At 53.8% G+C, this 17,635-nt stretch carries 18 protein-coding genes, 4 tRNA genes and 1 pseudogene; 9 read left to right on the top strand and 14 right to left on the bottom strand.

The features are described 5' to 3' along the window. Positions 1 to 33: 33 nt before the first annotated feature. Positions 34 to 330, bottom strand: coding sequence for a hypothetical protein (locus HV477_RS21220; protein WP_001170054.1), 297 nt, complete (start codon positions 328 to 330; stop codon positions 34 to 36). 174 nt (positions 331 to 504) lie between these two features. On the opposite strand from HV477_RS21220, the gene HV477_RS21215 reads away from it, so the two are divergent. Then, positions 505 to 885, top strand: a complete 381-nt coding sequence (locus HV477_RS21215) for a hypothetical protein (RefSeq protein ID WP_000619297.1) — start codon at positions 505 to 507, stop codon at positions 883 to 885. A 47-nt stretch (positions 886 to 932) separates the two neighbouring features. Here HV477_RS21215 and corA read toward each other — a convergent pair whose 3' ends face one another. The 8 genes from corA to HV477_RS21180 all read right to left on the bottom strand — a co-directional run bounded on the left by corA (position 933) and on the right by HV477_RS21180 (position 8,036). Continuing rightward, positions 933 to 1,883, bottom strand: coding sequence for a magnesium/cobalt transporter CorA (gene corA / locus HV477_RS21210; RefSeq protein WP_000947139.1), 951 nt, complete (start codon positions 1,881 to 1,883; stop codon positions 933 to 935). Positions 1,884 to 2,038: 155 nt separating this feature from the next. Beyond that, a complete protein-coding gene (ysgD, locus tag HV477_RS28250; protein ID WP_212723238.1) occupies positions 2,039 to 2,095 on the bottom strand; it encodes a YsgD/CorL family protein in 57 nt (18 codons plus the stop codon). 259 nt (positions 2,096 to 2,354) lie between these two features. Further along, positions 2,355 to 4,517, bottom strand: a complete 2,163-nt coding sequence (gene uvrD / locus HV477_RS21205; protein ID WP_000383436.1) for a DNA helicase II — start codon at positions 4,515 to 4,517, stop codon at positions 2,355 to 2,357. Positions 4,518 to 4,652: 135 nt separating this feature from the next. Further along, the gene (gene yigB, locus HV477_RS21200; protein WP_001213560.1) at positions 4,653 to 5,369 is read right to left on the bottom strand and encodes a 5-amino-6-(5-phospho-D-ribitylamino)uracil phosphatase YigB; all 717 of its coding nucleotides are present in this window, start codon (positions 5,367 to 5,369) and stop codon (positions 4,653 to 4,655) included. After that, the gene (gene xerC / locus HV477_RS21195) at positions 5,369 to 6,271 is read right to left on the bottom strand and encodes a tyrosine recombinase XerC (protein ID WP_000132874.1); all 903 of its coding nucleotides are present in this window, start codon (positions 6,269 to 6,271) and stop codon (positions 5,369 to 5,371) included. The genes yigB and xerC overlap by 1 nt, the downstream gene beginning before the upstream one ends. Next, positions 6,268 to 6,975 carry a DUF484 domain-containing protein gene (locus HV477_RS21190; RefSeq protein ID WP_000812760.1) on the bottom strand — a complete coding sequence of 236 codons (708 nt, stop codon included), beginning with the start codon at positions 6,973 to 6,975 and terminating at the stop codon, positions 6,268 to 6,270. Before HV477_RS21190 ends, xerC begins: the two co-directional genes overlap by 4 nt. Further along, positions 6,972 to 7,796, bottom strand: coding sequence for a diaminopimelate epimerase (dapF, locus tag HV477_RS21185; protein WP_001160671.1), 825 nt, complete (start codon positions 7,794 to 7,796; stop codon positions 6,972 to 6,974). Before dapF ends, HV477_RS21190 begins: the two co-directional genes overlap by 4 nt. Before the next feature lie 36 nt (positions 7,797 to 7,832). Further along, the gene (locus tag HV477_RS21180; protein ID WP_000799903.1) at positions 7,833 to 8,036 is read right to left on the bottom strand and encodes a lipoprotein; all 204 of its coding nucleotides are present in this window, start codon (positions 8,034 to 8,036) and stop codon (positions 7,833 to 7,835) included. Between the two features lie 185 nt (positions 8,037 to 8,221). Here HV477_RS21180 and HV477_RS21175 point away from each other — a divergent pair, with 185 nt between their 5' ends. The 4 genes and pseudogenes from HV477_RS21175 to cyaY all read left to right on the top strand — a co-directional run bounded on the left by HV477_RS21175 (position 8,222) and on the right by cyaY (position 9,511). Further along, positions 8,222 to 8,473: a hypothetical protein gene (locus HV477_RS21175; RefSeq protein ID WP_001621231.1), complete on the top strand. Its 252-nt coding sequence runs from the start codon at positions 8,222 to 8,224 to the stop codon at positions 8,471 to 8,473. Then, positions 8,443 to 8,744: pseudogene (locus tag HV477_RS28525) on the top strand (hypothetical protein); the annotation flags it as partial. The gene HV477_RS21175 and the pseudogene HV477_RS28525, both read left to right, overlap by 31 nt. After that, positions 8,732 to 9,121 (top strand): DUF3021 family protein, encoded by a 390-nt coding sequence (locus HV477_RS21170; protein WP_001125565.1) that lies wholly within the window; start codon positions 8,732 to 8,734, stop codon positions 9,119 to 9,121. The pseudogene HV477_RS28525 and the gene HV477_RS21170, both read left to right, overlap by 13 nt. Positions 9,122 to 9,190: 69 nt before the next feature. After that, positions 9,191 to 9,511 (top strand): iron donor protein CyaY, encoded by a 321-nt coding sequence (gene cyaY / locus HV477_RS21165; protein WP_023215728.1) that lies wholly within the window; start codon positions 9,191 to 9,193, stop codon positions 9,509 to 9,511. Positions 9,512 to 9,588: 77 nt separating this feature from the next. On the opposite strand, the gene cyaA is transcribed toward cyaY, so the two are convergent. Beyond that, entirely contained in the window at positions 9,589 to 12,135 is a 2,547-nt protein-coding gene (cyaA, locus tag HV477_RS21160; protein WP_000281718.1) for a class I adenylate cyclase, read from the bottom strand. Between the two features lie 376 nt (positions 12,136 to 12,511). Here cyaA and hemC point away from each other — a divergent pair, with 376 nt between their 5' ends. Genes hemC through hemY form a run of 4 tightly spaced genes read left to right on the top strand, consistent with a single transcriptional unit; the run spans position 12,512 to position 16,580 of the window. Continuing rightward, positions 12,512 to 13,453 (top strand): hydroxymethylbilane synthase, encoded by a 942-nt coding sequence (gene hemC / locus HV477_RS21155; protein ID WP_001521319.1) that lies wholly within the window; start codon positions 12,512 to 12,514, stop codon positions 13,451 to 13,453. Further along, on the top strand, positions 13,450 to 14,190 hold the full coding sequence (gene hemD, locus HV477_RS21150; protein ID WP_000025495.1) for a uroporphyrinogen-III synthase: 741 nt from the start codon (positions 13,450 to 13,452) through the stop codon (positions 14,188 to 14,190). Before hemC ends, hemD begins: the two co-directional genes overlap by 4 nt. Positions 14,191 to 14,211: 21 nt before the next feature. Continuing rightward, the gene (gene hemX, locus HV477_RS21145) at positions 14,212 to 15,381 is read left to right on the top strand and encodes a uroporphyrinogen-III C-methyltransferase (protein WP_076737556.1); all 1,170 of its coding nucleotides are present in this window, start codon (positions 14,212 to 14,214) and stop codon (positions 15,379 to 15,381) included. Positions 15,382 to 15,383: 2 nt separating this feature from the next. Further along, positions 15,384 to 16,580 carry a protoheme IX biogenesis protein HemY gene (gene hemY / locus HV477_RS21140; protein WP_023602562.1) on the top strand — a complete coding sequence of 399 codons (1,197 nt, stop codon included), beginning with the start codon at positions 15,384 to 15,386 and terminating at the stop codon, positions 16,578 to 16,580. 581 nt (positions 16,581 to 17,161) lie between these two features. Here the strand turns inward: hemY and HV477_RS21135 are convergent. The 4 genes from HV477_RS21135 to HV477_RS21120 form a co-directional block, all read right to left on the bottom strand. Next, positions 17,162 to 17,238: transfer RNA gene (locus tag HV477_RS21135), tRNA-Pro, on the bottom strand. Positions 17,239 to 17,280: 42 nt separating this feature from the next. After that, a tRNA-Leu gene (locus HV477_RS21130) sits at positions 17,281 to 17,367 on the bottom strand. A 20-nt stretch (positions 17,368 to 17,387) separates the two neighbouring features. Beyond that, a tRNA-His gene (locus HV477_RS21125) sits at positions 17,388 to 17,463 on the bottom strand. Between the two features lie 54 nt (positions 17,464 to 17,517). Further along, a tRNA-Arg gene (locus tag HV477_RS21120) sits at positions 17,518 to 17,594 on the bottom strand. Between the last annotated feature and the right edge of the window lie 41 nt (positions 17,595 to 17,635).

The following is a 17,635-nucleotide window of genomic DNA, read 5'->3' as shown; positions in this document are numbered from 1 at the left end:
AAATGGCAGCTATTATCTGGCTGCCATTTTATGTTATTTCTTCTTAGTAAATAGCAATACAATAAATAATATAATATTTGTTACTGGAAACACGCCCAACACACCAATAAACTTATTCCAACCAACAAACGTTAAATAGCGGGCATGGATCTGGCAAAAGCCGAATCCCAACGCTATTCCAATCCCCCTCAAATTTAATGAAGTACAAATCGACAGTACACCGAGCAGGACAATAGCAATCACCCACCATCCAATCCAGGCTTTAATGAATTCGGCTTTAGAAAAAGGGTCTTTACCAAAATAAATTTGCCAGAAATTTTTCTTTTGCATTTTATGAAATCCATTCATTGAAATTGTTAATTACCAGATAATATATTTAATTATTATCGATTGCTGTACAGCGTAATTATCATGACATTAATTACCATTGCTGTCATTAGAAAATTCAGTGTAATATATTTACATGTGAGATCTGAAGTTGGTTATCAATATGGAAAAAATAATATGATTAGGATTATTAAAGATATTTTTCACCCTTCCCCAAGGGATACATTGAAACGAGCAAAGTTTGTTATTTATACATTATCATCATGGATAATATTATTTACTATAATGCCTAAAAACCAATATCTTAATTTAATATTTATTATTGCCAATACCTATATCCATATTAATATTGGCGCGAAGAGAATCAGAGATTCAGGTTGCAGGGCACTTTATTTCATCGCATTGTCTATAGGTGTAAATGTCTTCTGTACAGTCAGTGTCGCACTCAATGGGGCTGATTGCGATAACATTGGTATACAACTCAATATTGCCTGGGTAATACTCACAACACTACTGCTATCTTTCATCGCTTCTTCAAAACAAGAACTTTCCTCATGATGAAGAACTTCCAACGGACTGGCGGTTAAATCGCCAGTCCGTATATTTTACAACCAGTTCTTGCGCTTAAAGTACAGATACGGCGCAAGCCCCGCCAGAATCATAAAGATAATCGCGCCTGGATAACCAAAGCTCCACTTCAGTTCCGGCATAAACTCGAAGTTCATCCCATAGCTGGAAGCGACCAGCGTCGGCGGCAGGAACACCACGGAAACCACCGAGAAGATTTTGATAATACGGTTCTGCTCGATGTTGATGAAACCCATCGCCGCCTGCATCAGGAAGTTCACCTTCTGGAACAGCGATTCATTGTGCGGCAGCAGAGATTCGATATCGCGCAGGATCTCACGCGCCTGCTCCAGCTGTCCGCCCGGTAAGCGCGCCTTGCGCACCAGGAAGTTCAGCGCGCGTTGGGTATCCATCAGACACAGGCGTACCTTCCAGCCGATATCTTCCAGTTCCGCCAGCGTGGAGAGCGCTTCGTCGTATTCATCGCCCTGATGCCCTTCCATAATGACGCGGCTCAGTTTTTCCAGATCGCTGTAGATGTTTTCGATTTCATCCGCTAACTGTTCAATTTTGGTTTCGAACAGATCGAGCAGTAGTTCGTAAGCATTACCATCGACCATCGCCTGGCTGCGGGCGCGCATACGATACAAACGGAAGGCGGGCAGCTCGCGTTCACGTAGCGTAAACAGACGGCCATCGCGAATAGTGAATGCCACCGTAGAGTTACCGGCATGATCTTCCGCATCTTCGAAGAAGAAGAAGGAGTGGATATGCAGTCCGTCTTCGTCTTCAAAGAAGCGCGCGGATGCTTCGATATCTTCCAGTTCAGGACGCGTCGCCAGACTCTGGCCCAGCTCAGATTGTACGCGCAATCGCTCGTCGTCGTCCGGTTCGACCAAATCGACCCATACGGCATCAATCAGGCTTTGTGACTCCTCGACTTCCAGCCGGGTCAGTCGGTTTTTTTCCAGTTGAAATGCGCTCAGCATGACCGGGACTCCCAATGCGTAAAAATATCGGACAGTTCAGATGGGCACACAGAAACAAATTGGGTTTCAGACCATTAAACAGCCTGACTCAACGCGACGGGAAAAAATGAAAGGTCGCTGACAACCGCTAAGGCTATCAGCAAAAAGGGATAGCCTTAGGAGTTGATCCTGGATGACAGGATAATGAGCCAGTATCTACTGGGTGTGTCCAAGGCGAATGTCCTCTTAGCGTAATCGTGGGCGCATGTTACGCCAGCAAAAATTTGCCGTCAACACGCAACGAAACGCGAAAAAGCAATAATTTCCCCTTATGCAGAAAGGTTAGCAGAGTGAGAGTATTTATCTATGATTTCAGAATATTAACATCAATATATCGCCGGATGGCGGCTTCGCCTTATCCGGCCTACAAATCAAAATGTTAGCCAGCGCGTAGGCCGGATAAGAGGTGCCACCCGGCAATATGAGAGCCGGTCAAACCGTTTCCAGCTTCGCATACGCGGCAACCAGCCATTTGATCCCTTGCCCCTGAAAAGCCACCTGCAACCGGCTATGCTCGCCGCTGCCCTCCAGGTTGACAATAGTTCCCTCGCCGAACTTCGCATGGCGCACGCGTTGGCCGAGTTTGTAGCCTGTGTCGTTTTCCGCCAGCGGCGTTCCCATTCGTTGATGGCTCACCGGACGGCTGACGGTGGCGCGCAGACGTACCTCTTCCACGCACTCTTCCGGCAACTCGCCGATAAAACGCGACGGGCGATGGTAGACCTCTTTACCGTACAGACGACGCGTTTCCGCATAGGTTAACGTTAGTTTCTGCATAGCACGGGTAACGCCGACGTAGGCCAGACGACGCTCCTCTTCCAAACGCCCGCCCTCATCCAGCGACATCTGGCTGGGGAACATGCCCTCTTCCATGCCGACAATAAACACCTGTGGAAACTCCAGGCCTTTGGCCGAGTGTAGCGTCATCAGCTGTACCGCATCCTGCCAGGTATCGGCCTGCCCTTCGCCCGCTTCCAGCGCCGCGTGAGAGAGGAAGGCCTGCAACGGCATTAAATCTTCATCTTCGTCGTTGTAGCTGAACTGCCGCGTCGCCGTCACCAGTTCCTCTAAGTTTTCGATGCGCGTCTGGCCTTTCTCGCCTTTTTCTTGCTCATACATGGTGCGCAGGCCGGAATCTTTGATCACCCGGTCAGTCTGCACATGCAGCGGCATGTCGGCGGTTTCCTGCGCCAGGGCGTCGATCAGTTCCATAAAGCGTTGTAGCGCGCTGGCCGCACGCCCGGCCAGGGCTTTTTCCTGTAACAACTCACGGCACGCCTGCCACAATGTTAGCTGGCGATCGCGCGAGGTCTGGCGCACCACGTCCAGCGTGCGGTCGCCGATGCCGCGCGTCGGGGTATTCACCACGCGTTCAAAGGCGGCATCATCGTTGCGATTGGCAATCAAACGCAGATAAGAGAGCGCATCTTTGATCTCCTGGCGTTCGAAGAAGCGCATACCGCCGTAAATCCGATACGGCATACTGGCCTGTAATAACGCTTCTTCCAGCACGCGCGACTGGGCGTTGCTGCGATAAAGGATGGCGCATTGCGCAAGCGCGCCGCCGTTGTCCTGCCAGGTTTTGATACGATTAACCACAAAGCGCGCTTCATCCAGTTCGTTGAAAGCGCAGTACAGCGATATCGGTTCGCCGTCAACGCCGTCAGTCCACAGCTTTTTGCCCAGACGCCCGTTGTTGTTTTCAATCAGGGCGTTCGCCGCGCTAAGGATGTTGCTGGTCGAGCGGTAATTCTGCTCCAGACGAATGGTCTGCGCGCCGGGGAAATCATTGAGGAAGCGCTGGATGTTCTCTACCTGGGCCCCGCGCCAGCCGTAGATCGACTGGTCATCGTCGCCGACAATCATCACTTTACCGGTATCGCCCGCCAGCAGACGAACCCAGGCGTACTGAATGTTGTTGGTATCCTGGAATTCGTCCACCAGGATGTTAGTAAACCGCTCGCGATAGTGTTGCAGGATGTGCGGCTTGTTCAGCCATAGTTCATGAGCGCGCAGCAGTAGCTCGGCGAAATCCACCAGACCAGCGCGATCGCACGCTTCCTGATAGGCCTGATACACCTTCTGCCAGGTCTGCTCCACCGGGTTGCCATAGCTTTGAATATGGTGCGGGCGTAGCCCTTCGTCTTTCTGGCTATTGATGTACCACATCGCCTGACGCGGCGGCCACTGCTTCTCATCAAGATTCATCGCCTTAATCAGGCGTTTAAGCAAACGCATCTGATCTTCGCTGTCGAGAATCTGGAAATCCTGCGGCAAATTAGCGTCCATATGATGCGCGCGCAGCAGGCGGTGCGCCAGACCGTGGAACGTCCCTACCCACATTCCGCCCTGGCTGGTCCCCATCAACTGGCCAATACGATGGCGCATTTCCGCCGCCGCTTTATTGGTAAAGGTCACCGCCATGATGGAATATGGCGAGTTGTTTTCTACGCTCAGTAACCAGGCGATACGGTGCACCAGCACGCGGGTTTTCCCGCTTCCCGCGCCCGCCAGCACCAGCATGTTGCTACGTGGCGCGGCCACCGCTTCGCGCTGTTTATCATTAAGGCTGTCGAGCAGGTAAGAAACGTCCATTGGCACCGCCGCGTAAAAACATGAAAACTAAAAACGCCCGGTGGCGCTTCGCTTACCGGGGCTACTTATCGTAGGGCGGATAAGCATAACGCCATCCGCCAGAATAACTGGGAATTTATACAGAACTACTGGTGATTATATCAGCGAGGTGAGAGATGCCAACCGCGAAATTTCGATATGCGGCAGTAAACGGCTGTCCTGCGTCCGCATCAGGTCGGCATTTTCAGGTTTAATCCAGCAGGCCTGCATCCCACAGCGAATAGCGCCAGCCACATCGGTAGTCAGATCGTCGCCGACATGCAGGATCTCGCCGATCGGTACATGCAGTTTTTCCGCCGCCAGGAAATACATGTCGCTAAACGGCTTGGAACGCCCATCCGGGCCGGCGCGCAGTACAAACTTAAAGTAATCGCCGAGGCCAAACAGTTCCGGCTGGGCATTGCCGTTAGTGATCGCCACCAGCGGCCATTTTTTCGCAAGCTGCTGTAATGTCTCATGGGTAGCCTGCGGAACCTCAATCTGGCTGCGCCATTTGGCAAAATGCATCATCGCCGCATTCGCGCCGGCAATGGCCTCCTGCGCCGATAATCCCGCATCCCGCATGGCCTGTTCTATCGCGCGATGACGCCAGCGGGTAACGTCATGATAGATTTCCGGCTCCGCTTCACGCACCGCCTGCCGTATCCGCTGTAAATCGACGTTTTGAAACGAACGTAGCGACGGGTGATAATTTTGCATAAAAGCGAGCGCTTCCTGCTCAGTACGCAAAATCACCGGACGGTTATCATAAAGGGTATCATCCAGGTCAAAGGTGAGCGCGGCAATACGCCCCAAAGGCCGGTAAAAACGCATTATTTCCCCCGTTTAGCGCGCGGATGCGCCGCGTCGTACACTGAAGCAAGATGTTGAAAATCAAGATGAGTATAAATTTGGGTGGTGGAAAGGTTGGCATGACCCAGCAGCTCTTGCACGCCGCGCAGATCGCCGCTCGATTCCAGCATATGGGTCGCGAACGAATGGCGCAGCTTATGTGGATGCACGTGGCTGTTTAGCCCCTGCTTTATGCCCCATTCGGCGAACCGTTTTTGGACATTGCGCGCGGAGATACGCTTGCCGAGCTTCGACAGGAATAACGCCTCTTCATCGCTGGCGAACAGGCCGCGCAGATCCAGCCAGTGCTCAATCCACGTCACCGCGTTACGGCCAATCGGCAGGCGTCGCTCTTTGCTGCCTTTACCCATTACCCACACTTCTCCGGTATCGAGATCGAGGTGCTTTATATCCAGGCCAACCAGTTCGGATAAACGCAGCCCCGCGCCGTACATGACCTCCAGCATCGCCCGGTCACGTACGGCGAGCGGATCGTTAAGATCGATGTCCAGCAGGCGGTTAACGTCGTCGACATCAATATTTTTCGGCAGATGACGCGGCGCTTTCGGTGCGGAGACGCCCTTCGCCGGGTTAGCTTTCAATTCGCCCTGACTGACTAACCAGTCAAAAAAGCTTCGCAATGCCGAGAGACGTAGCGCCAGACTGGCAGGGCCAAGCCCTTTGCGCCGACTGCGCACCGCAAAACTGCGCACAATCGCAGCGTCACATTGTTGCCAGCTTTTCAGCCCGGTTTCTCCGGCTAAAGCGATAATGGCATCAAGCTGACGCTGGTAGTTCAGCAGGGTAATGGGGCTAAGCTGGCGCTCCACGCCTAAATAGCGCAGGAACCGCGAGACATCCTGAGAAAGCGCGACATCCGTCATACGCGTTTAATCCAGCGTTCCAGCAGTTCCGGCAGCATCAGCGCGATCTCCTGTAAAAGCTGCGTCCCCTGCCCCGGCTGATAGTGGTGCGGGTCACGGCTGCTGAAGAGAATCACCCCGAGGTCGCCATCGCTGCCCATCATCGACATGGCTACCGAGCCTACAGCCTTCGCCTCCGGCAAGACCACCAGCAGTTCCGGGCCGTTTAGCGGGCCAAGATAATGCTGCGACTGTCCCAGTCGTTGAATACGCAGCGGCTCGAAGGCCTGACGGTTTAAAGCCAGATGCGTATAGCGCGATGGCGCGCCAAGACGCCACCGATCCGGGAACAAACGCAGCGTCGCGCCGGCAAGCCCCAAATCGCGCGCCCAGCGGTGAAACCGCATCAGCATCTCATCCAGACTATCCGCGGCGACCAGACGGCTTTGCAGATGCAGCAAGCGATAAAACAGGCTTTCATTGGCATGAGCCTGTTCCATCAGCAGCGTCATATTTTCTTCAAGCACATTGATGTGATTACGCGCGCGGGCCATATGCCACTCAACGAGCGAAACCGTTCCCCGCACGGGATGTGGAACACGCATCGCTTCCACGGCATGGGCGTTACGGATAAAAAACTCAGGGTGGTGGCGCAGGTAATCGACGACCGCTCGATCGTCCAGTTCCGTGAGCGTTTCCTGTAGTTCTTCCTCTGGTTGCTTCATAAATGGATAAATCCGTCGTAGATATGTGCCGCCGGACCAGTCATGTATAACGGATGACCCGGACCTTTCCAGGCGATATCCAGCCGACCGCCCGGTAATTCCACGCGTACTTCTTCAGCCAGCAGCCCCTGCTGAATCCCCACGGCAACGGCAGCGCACGCGCCGCTGCCGCACGCGCGGGTCTCCCCTGCGCCGCGTTCATAGACTCGCAGCCGGATATGCTCACGTCTTACAACCTGCATAAAACCAATGTTGGCGCGTTCCGGAAAACGCTCATGGCTTTCCAGAACCGGCCCCAGTGTTTCAACGGCCGCCGTGTCGACGTTATCAACCTGAATGACACAGTGCGGATTACCCATTGAAACCACGCCGCACAGTATGGTCTGTTCCGCCGCTCGCATAATATACGTCTTTTCCGCTTTGTTGGCGCGAAAAGGCACCTGCGCGGGTTCAAAGTTTGGTTCCCCCATATTCACCCGCACCAGTTCATCTTCCGTGACGCTCAGTACCATCCGGCCATTCGCGGTACTGACCCGAATGTCGCGTTTATTGGTTAGCCCTTTCAGGCGAACAAATCGCGCGAAACAGCGCGCGCCATTGCCGCACTGCGAGACTTCACTGCCGTCGGCGTTGAAGATGCGGTAATGAAAGTCCAACTCAGGATCATAGGGCGGCTCAACCACCAGCAGCTGATCGAACCCTACGCCCAGGTGTCTGTCGGATAGCCGACGAATCAGTTCCGGCGAAAAAAAGACATTCTGCGTTACCGCGTCGACGACCATAAAATCGTTGCCAAGGCCATGCATTTTAGAGAATTGCATCATTCACTCCGTTCACGCGGGGACAGAAAACTATCCTCAGTAATTGACCTGGGACGGGCCATCTCCCGTTGCGCGATCGTTCTTATCGGGCATCGTGGACTGCGTTTGCGAATCGACTTTTTTCGTCGGCGGCGGCGCATTTTTATCGGCTGGCGGGAAATAAAGCGGCCCTTTCAAACCGCAGCCCGTCAGGCTGAACAGAGTCAGAAGTACAGCGAGTGTCTTAAACACGTTTTTCATTATGGATTGCCTGTAAGTTCATGCTTTCTATTTTCTATCATCGCAGGAGAAGGCGTAAAAGCAAGCGTTTAGGGGCTCTTTATAAAATCTGAAAAGCGGCGCGTTGCCATGATTATTGCGCATTTACATCAGGGAACATGCTTTGCTAATCACTTTAGGTTTACGTACCACGTCCGGATGACCTTATGCAATATCGTAATTTGTTTTGCCTTTTTTCGCTTTCACTTCTGCTGCCTCCCGCCTGGGGATGTCGGCTGAGTGAATCTCCGCACAATGTTTATCAACGGCAAGGCAGCGGCGTGGTTTATCTCCAGCCAGAAGAGGAGAACAATCTTTCGTTGCCGGAGGTGAATTTCAAACGCCTGCGTCGATTACCCAATTCATTGATTAACCCGGCAACTCAGGGCTGGAACTGGATAGCGCAACCCCCTTCCTGAACCGGGAAATTAACGCCGGAAAAGAGCACGGCTATTTTATGCGTGATAGCCAGCAAGGTCAGGGTATTCATGTCTTTAGCATCAATGGGCCGCTAAAAGTCACCGAGCGTTTTGCGTATGACAACCGCTAGTTTATACGTGGATTGGCAGCCAGCTTTACCGAACAGCATCCCCCTGCCCGGATAAGACGCATACTCTGAATAGGAACGTCATGTACACCAACAATAAAGACATCATCATCATAACGCAGGCGCAGGAATGCCAAAAATGACGCCGCTAAACCGTTTTGCGCGTTTGAATAAACATCTGAAAAACGCCCTTCGGGGCGTGGGGATCGGTTCATGCATTTACGTCATTGTTGAAAGCGTTATGCACGGCACGATAAACGGTGTTGAAGCTGCCGGGGTTCTGACGATAAGCGCGGTACTCGGTCTGCTTAGCGCTCTTTTGGATATCAAAGCAAAGCCGCGCGCCCCCTTAATCCTGTTGCATTTTCTCCTCTGCGGCGGCTGCGTCGCGCTGATGGTGGCAATGCTGTCGGCTCTGAACCATTTCCCGGTTAACGCGTCCGTCATACTTATCACCAGTGCGCTATTTATCGTCATTTATCTACCGCTGGGTTTTATCCTTTACCGCTCACAACGGTAATTCGTATCGGTTCCAGAAGCTGACGCTTCCCCTTATACTGGCGATATCACTAAATAGCGGGATAAAACAATGAACGACAGTGAATTTCATCGCCTGGCTGACGCCCTGTGGCTCACCATTGAAGAACGCCTCGATAACTGGGACGGCGACAGCGATATCGACTGCGAAATCAACGGCGGCGTGCTGACCCTCAGCTTTGAGAACGGCAGTAAGATCATTATTAACCGTCAGGAGCCGCTGCACCAGGTGTGGCTGGCAACCAAACAGGGCGGCTATCATTTCGATCTGAAAGGCGACGAGTGGATTTGCGATCGCAGCGGCGAAACCTTCTGGGATCTACTGGAGCAGGCGGCAACACAGCAGGCGGGTGAAAAGGTGAGTTTTCGTTGATTTATTTGCCGGATGCGCTTTGCTTATCCGGCTTACTGTAGGCCCGGTAAGGCGTAGCCGCCACCGGGCGAAAATCCTCAGGAGAAATACTGCTGCAATAGCGGCGCGTCATGATCCTGGTTTGCTGGCGGCACGGTGTTGATAGGCTGCGTACGGAATGGGATCACCTGCGCGCGGCCATCGGTTTTCACTATCTGGTAGAACTGCGGCAGGTTAAAGTTGATAAAACTGGAGCCATACGTGAAGCGATCGTGCGATGACGAATAGAAGCGACTGACGTCGCGCACCAGTTCTTCCTTGCTACCTTCGCAGTGGTGATACACTTCCGCCCGGTTACTTTCATCGAGAATATAAATATTAAAGCCTTTCTCATCACCCGTTTCTTCAAAGAAGAACTGGATAATCCCTTCGCTGGCGAAGCCATCCACCACTGACGGCAATTTCACCTGGTTGGTTTCCACCTGTACCGACAGCCCGTGCAGCTTGTTATGCGAAATCGCGCCGTAGAATTCGATAGCGTTCTCCAGTTTCTGCACCGAGACATTCAAGCGTTCGAAGAATAGCCCCCACGTCTGCCCGGAAACCCGCAGCGCCTTGAAGCGACCGGTCTCCTGACGGGTGCTGGAAAGACGTAGCTCGATACATTCGGAGACCAGTTGCTGCACGCGGGTGCGAATCAGACCGCGAAGATGCTGACTGTAGCAGAACACTTCGACGCTATCCGGCGGCGCGGCATCCTGGTGCATTTTCCCCAGAATCGTTTTCAGCGCTTCGATCATCGCCTGCTCGCCGTTAAAGTGCAGAGTACGCACTTCGTTCCACGAGTTGCGATATAACAAGTCGATACTGCCTATCAGACAGTTTTGCTCTTCGCCAAAGCTGAAAACGTCCAGCTTACGGAAGTCAAAATGGACCACTTTATTGCGAAACGCCGCCGTCGGGTCATATTCGAGGTTAACGATAATCGCCAGATGGCGAATTTCACAGGGGCTGTAGAGCGCTTTCGGCGTCGGAGCAGGCAAGCGCAGCGGGAAATGGTGCGAAACATCGGCGACCATCTCCTGCAACTTAGGCAGGTCGACAATACCGTTGCCCTTAATAAACAGATGCGTTCGCGACGTCAGCAGGCCGTTGAACCACGCCCACGCGACCAGCTTATTAAGATAACGGTTATATTCCAGCGGCTGATGGCTGATGATGGAGTCCATGTTCGGCGCGCGGTTGTAGAGATACCAGCCTGAACGGTTGGCACGTCCCGGCGGCACATGGATAAAGGTTAAATTCGGCTCGGACAGATCCGGCGATATCTGCGGGTTCACCAGCGTGACTTTACCCGGCAACGCTTCAAACGCCGCGTACAGCTTACGCGTCAGTACGCCGATATCCTGCGGGCTGGCACTCACGCTGAGGTTGTTGCGCCGCGCAAAGCGAATCAGATTACGATAGCTCTGCATCATGGCGTCGAGCAATTCGTTGTGGGCTTCGCGCACCTGATCGATTTTCCAGTTTGCGCGATTATCGAGCATGGTCAGACGCGCGTCGTCCCATCCCCACTCGCTGACTAACTGGCTTAATACTTCCCGACGCCAGCCTACGCAGGCACGCTCGCGACTTAATTTCTCGCACACTTTCAGGTAAAAGCAGCGGCGGACTAAATCCAGCCGCGTCGGATCTTCAATCGCCGTCAGGTATTCAGTGACCCGTTCCAGCATCATGCAGTAGGGATCGAGTCCAAACGATACGATTTCACCGTCATGCAGACGTTGTTTAATATCTTTCGCCAGCAGACGTGGGTTGGGATATTCCCATGAGTAGGCTTCCAGCAGCAGCGTTTTCAGCACCGCTTTGTACGGCGAGTCAATGCTCTTGTATAGCTGCCACAGGCTGGCGCCAAAGTACTCTTCGGCGGAGAGCGAGCTTAAGCCCCCCAGATCCAGCCATTCGTTTGGCGTTAATACGCCCTGCGCGTAGAGCGTCATGACATAGTCGTCGTAATGCTCTTCTTCGTCGCACGGCACCATACTCCACAGGATACGCTTCCCGGCCAGGCGCACAGCGGTACGATAAAACTCATCAAGCAACAGGATATGCTGCGTAGAACCACAGTCTTCCCCGCCCAGACTGCCGCTTTCGTTATGGCGGAAACGGTTCTCGTCGATCAGGAAGAAGCTCACCTCAACGCCAAGCGAGGCGGCCCAGCTTTCCAGCAGGCTACACTTACGTTGCAGCAACTGACGCTCTTCACCGTCGAGCCAGGACTGATGGCACACCCAGATATCCAGGTCGGACGAGCAGCTCTGCCCGACCGAGGAGGTGCTGCCCATGGTGTAAACGCCGGTAATCGGCAGCTCGCCCTTCGGCGGGTCCTGCGGCGTCATACCGCGGTACAGCTCAAGTTCGTTCAAATAGTGGCGTTGGGTTTCATCAGGCGTGTAGAAGCAAATACCGCTGGGAACGTTACCATCAAGGTAACCCGGCATCAGTGGATGGTGATAGTGCAATAATGTCGGCAGAAGACTGTAAACCTGCTGAAAAGCGGGTCCCATGGCAGCAAGCGCGCGATCCACACGCAGTTGATTTATGGCATCCAGTCTCTGTTTCAGAGTCTCAATATAGAGGTACAAGACGTATCGCCTGATGTTGCTACCCGTCATGGTGCAGGTCAGTACTTGACCGTCGCCATTCGGGATAAACCGTATGTCAAAAATAACCGTTACCCTTTCTCGTCTGCATATTTTTATCTAATACCGACGAAAAAATGGTCTAAAACGTGATCAATTTAACACCTTGCTCATTGACCGTAAAGAAAGATGCGCTACATACAAGTGTAGCACCGTTCGCTGCGTGTAAATTCTTAAATACGGGCTGGCGGTTTCTCGTCATTATTCACTGTCATTGACGACACTGCGCCTTATCCTCTCACTCACGGTGACCGGAAAACTAACATACTCTCTATAAGGATGTTAGGATGGTCAATGATTGATAATGACGGTAACAAGCATGTTAGACAATGTTTTAAGAATTGCCACACGCCAAAGTCCCCTTGCGCTTTGGCAGGCACATTATGTCAAAGACGCATTGATGGCAACCCATCCGGGACTGACGGTAGAACTGGTGCCGATGGTCACACGCGGCGACGTGATTCTCGATACTCCCCTGGCGAAAGTGGGCGGTAAGGGACTGTTTGTTAAAGAGCTTGAAATCGCGCTGCTGGAAAAACGCGCTGATATCGCCGTGCACTCTATGAAAGACGTTCCGGTGGCCTTCCCGGACGGCCTCGGTCTGGTGACTATTTGCGAGCGCGAAGATCCGCGCGACGCGTTTGTCTCGAATAAATATCACAGTCTGGACGATCTGCCCGCGGGTAGTATCGTCGGGACGTCCAGTTTGCGTCGCCAGTGTCAACTGGCGGAACGCCGTCCGGACCTCATTATCCGTTCGTTGCGCGGCAACGTCGGCACACGTCTCGGCAAGCTGGACAACGGCGACTATGACGCCATTATCCTGGCCGTGGCCGGTCTGAAACGCTTAGGTCTGGAGTCGCGCATTCGCACAGCCTTGCCGCCCGACGTTTCGCTTCCTGCCGTAGGCCAGGGCGCCGTCGGGATTGAGTGTCGTCTTGACGACGCGCGAACGCAGGCGCTGCTCGCACCGTTGAATCACTCGCAAACCGCGCTGCGCGTAACGGCGGAACGCGCTATGAACACCCGCCTGGAAGGCGGGTGTCAGGTGCCGATTGGCAGCTATGCAGAAATCATCAACGGTGAAATTTGGCTACGCGCGCTGGTTGGCGCGCCGGACGGTTCGGTGATGGTGCGCGGCGAACGTCGTGGTTCTCCCGAGCAGGCGGAGCAAATGGGCATCTCGCTTGCAGAGGAACTGCTGGAAAACGGCGCGCGCGCGATTCTGACGGAAGTTTATAACGGCGAGACGCCCGCATGAGTATTCTGATCACCCGCCCCTCTCCCGCAGGGGAAGCGTTAGTGAGCCGTCTGCGCGCACTGGGGCAGGTGGCCTGGAGTTTTCCACTGATTGAATTTGTCGCTGGTCGGGAGCTACCCACTCTGGCCGACCGCCTGGCGACGCTGACGGAAAACGATCTGGTTTTTGCCCTTTCACAGCACGCTGTCGCCTTTGCTCACGCCCAGCTCCAGCGGGATGGTCGAAACTGGCCTGCGTCGCCGCGCTATTTCGCGATTGGCCGCACCACGGCGCTCGCCCTTCATACCGTTAGCGGGTTCGATATTCGTTATCCATTGGATCGGGAAATCAGCGAAGCCTTGCTACAATTACCTGAATTACAAAATATTGCGGGCAAACGCGCGCTGATTTTGCGTGGCAATGGCGGCCGCGAACTGCTGGGCGAAACCCTGACAGCTCGCGGAGCCGAAGTCAGTTTTTGTGAATGTTATCAACGATGTGCGAAACATTACGATGGCGCGGAAGAAGCGATGCGCTGGCATACTCGCGGCGTAACAACGCTTGTTGTTACTAGCGGCGAGATGTTGCAACGGCTCTGGTCGCTGACTCCCCAGTGGTATCGTGAGCACTGGTTACTACGCTGTCGGCTATTGGTCGTCAGTGAGCGTCTGGCGCACCTCGCCCGGGAACTGGGCTGGCAAGATATTAAGGTCGCTGATAACGCCGACAACGATGCGCTGTTGCGCGCATTACAATAACTCTCATAATGGGATGCCATAATGACGGAACAAGAAAAATCCTCCGCCGTGGTTGATGAGACCAGGGAGAGCGTGGAAACCACGCCACAGCCAGTTAATACCGAGAAAAAAAGTAAGAACGGCGCCGCGCTGGTATTAAGCGCGGTGGCGATCGCGATTGCCCTGGCGGCAGGTATTGGGCTTTATAGCTGGGGGAAACAGCAGGCAACCGCGCAAACGGAAACCAGCGATGCGCTGGCGACGCAACTGACCGCCTTGCAAAAGGCGCAGGAGAGCCAAAAAGCGGAGCTGGAAGGGATTATCAAAAAACAAGCGGCGCAGTTAGATGACGCGAATCGCCAACAGGCGGCGCTGGCGAAACAGCTTGATGAAGTACAACAAAAAGTCGCCACTATTTCCGGCAGCGATGCTAAAACCTGGTTGCTGGCGCAGGCTGATTTCCTGGTGAAACTCGCCGGACGCAAGCTGTGGAGCGATCAGGACGTCACTACCGCCGCTGCGCTGCTCAAAAGCGCTGACGCCAGTCTGGCGGACATGAATGACCCCAGCCTGATTACCGCTCGACGCGCGATTACTGACGATATCGCCAGCCTGTCATCCGTTGCGCAGATCGACTACGACGGCATTATTCTCAAGCTCAATCAGCTCTCTAACCAAATCGATAACTTGCGTCTGGCGGATAACGATACCGATGGTTCGCCGATGGATTCTGACAGCAGCGAGCTGTCCAGCTCGCTAAGCGAATGGCGCGTTAACCTGCAAAAAAGCTGGCAGAACTTTATGGACAGCTTTATTACCATTCGCCGCCGCGATGATACCGCCGTACCGCTGTTGGCGCCCAACCAGGACGTCTATTTACGCGAAAATATTCGCTCCCGCCTGTTAGTCGCCGCGCAGGCCGTGCCACGCCATCAGGAAGAAACATACCGTCAGGCGCTGGATAACGTTTCGACCTGGGTTCGCGCTTATTACGATACTGACGACGCCGCGACCAAAGCCTTCCTGGAGGAGGTCGATAAATTAAGCCAGCAAAATATCACGATGGATCTGCCGGAAACTCTGGGAAGCCAGGCGATTCTTGAAAAACTGATGCAAACCCGCGTGCGTAATCTGCTGGCGCAACCGACAGTCTCTACGGCAGCGCCTGCCACGCAGACAGACGCTCCGGCAGCCGCGCCGCAAGGAGAATAATGATGCTAAAAGTATTATTGCTCTTTGTGTTGTTGCTCGCGGGTATCGTGGTCGGCCCGATGATAGCCGGTCACCAGGGCTATGTGTTAATCCAGACCGATACCTACAACATTGAAACCAGCGTCACCGGCCTGGCGATCATTCTCATCGTCGCTATGGTGGTGCTATTCGCCATTGAGTGGTTACTACGCCGTCTGTTTCGTACCGGCGCGCACACCCGCGGTTGGTTTGCCGGTCGTAAACGCCGTCGCGCCCGCAAGCAGACCGAACAAGCACTGCTGAAGCTGGCGGAGGGCGACTATCAGCAGGTTGAAAAGCTGATGTCAAAAAATGCCGACCATGCTGAACAACCGGTGGTAAATTATCTGCTGGCGGCAGAAGCGGCGCAGCAGCGCGGCGATGAAGCGCGCGCTAATCAGCACCTTGAACGTGCGGCAGAGCTGGCGGGGAACGACACCATCCCGGTCGAGATCACGCGCGTGCGCTTACAGCTGGCGCGCAATGAAAATCACGCAGCGCGTCACGGCGTGGACAAACTGCTGGAGGTCACGCCGCGTCACCCGGAAGTTCTGCGTCTGGCGGAGCAGGCCTATATTCGCACCAGCGCATGGAGTTCGTTACTGGATATCATCCCATCCATGGCGAAAGCGCACGTCGGCGATGAAGCGCATCGCGCCATGCTCGAACAACAGGCGTGGATAGGACTCATGGATCAGGCGCGCGCCGAGCAGGGCAGCGAAGGATTACGCACCTGGTGGAAAAACCAAAGCCGTAAAACCCGCCATCAGGTGGCGCTGCAGGTCGCGATGGCTGAGCATCTGATCGAATGTGACGATCATGATATGGCGCAGCAGATTATCATCGACGGTCTGAAACGCCAGTATGACGATCGACTGGTGCTGCCCATTCCTCGCCTCAGAACCAATAATCCGGAACAACTGGAGAAAGTGCTGCGTCAGCAAATCAAGACGGTAGGCGATCGCCCGCTGTTATGGAGCACGCTCGGCCAGTCGCTAATGAAACACGGTGAATGGCAGGAGGCAACCCTGGCTTTCCGCGCCGCGCTAAAACAACGCCCGGACGCGTATGATTATGCCTGGCTTGCCGATGCGCTTGATCGACTGCATCAACCGGAAGAGGCCGCCGCCATGCGGCGCGACGGCCTGATGCTGACATTACAGAACAATCCCCCGCAGTAATTTCCTCTTGCCCGGTGGCGCTTCGCTTACCGGGCTTACCGCCTACACAAAATCATTCGGGATGCATAAAAAAACGCCTGCCCGGTTAAGGGGCAGGCGTCAAAACAGGTCTGTATGACAACATAAAGGGGTGCTTCACTCAACGTTGTGTCCAGGGTGTTTGATGAGGCGTAAGCGACATCTGTCAGTGGACGATAAGCACCGTAAACGGCTCTGCATCATTCCTGAGTTTATGAGGCCAGAAGGCGAACATAAGAGATGGAATGAGCATCTACCCGTACATTATTGCACATAACGTGCCATCTTTGCACCGCTAAAAAACAGGCGCAGGCATTAAAAAAACGTAGAGAATTCACGCGATTGTCATCCCCCCGCCGCTGGCGAGGTTTTAGCGTGTCGCCCGGTGGAGACAGAACAGGATGTTTTTTACAAAGTGATTATAAATCAATAGATTACTCGTCACCGAATAGCGACAAATGAAGCCTGGGATATCGCCAACAAATCATAATGGCAACACGTGCGGGATAAGGGGTTGAAAAGGAACAGAAAACAAAAAACCCCGCCGAAGCGGGGTTCAAAATTGGTCGGCGAGAGAGGATTCGAACCTCCGACCCACTGGTCCCAAACCAGTTGCGCTACCAAGCTGCGCTACTCGCCGATATACTGCTTTTTTGAATTTTTAGTTCAATTCATTGAGTCGTGGTGCGAGGGGGGGGACTTGAACCCCCACGTCCGTAAGGACACTAACACCTGAAGCTAGCGCGTCTACCAATTCCGCCACCTTCGCGTTTCACAACTCTATATTAATGGGGTGGCTAATGGGATTCGAACCCACGACAACTGGAATCACAATCCAGGGCTCTACCAACTGAGCTATAGCCACCACTGAAACTTTTTACGCGGTATTAAACCACCGCAGCTCAAGCACCTAAATAAATGGTACGCCCGACAGGATTCGAACCTGAGACCTCTGCCTCCGGAGGGCAGCGCTCTATCCAGCTGAGCTACGGGCGCTTAGCGCCGTTGCGGGGGTGGATAATACGGACTTCACACCC

The sequence above is a fragment of the Salmonella sp. SG203 genome, assembly GCF_013350575.1.
GTDB classification, from domain to species: Bacteria; Pseudomonadota; Gammaproteobacteria; order Enterobacterales; family Enterobacteriaceae; genus Salmonella; species Salmonella enterica.
The sequence above is the reverse complement of the archived record's forward strand: the minus strand, read 5'-3'. Positions and strand labels throughout refer to the sequence as shown.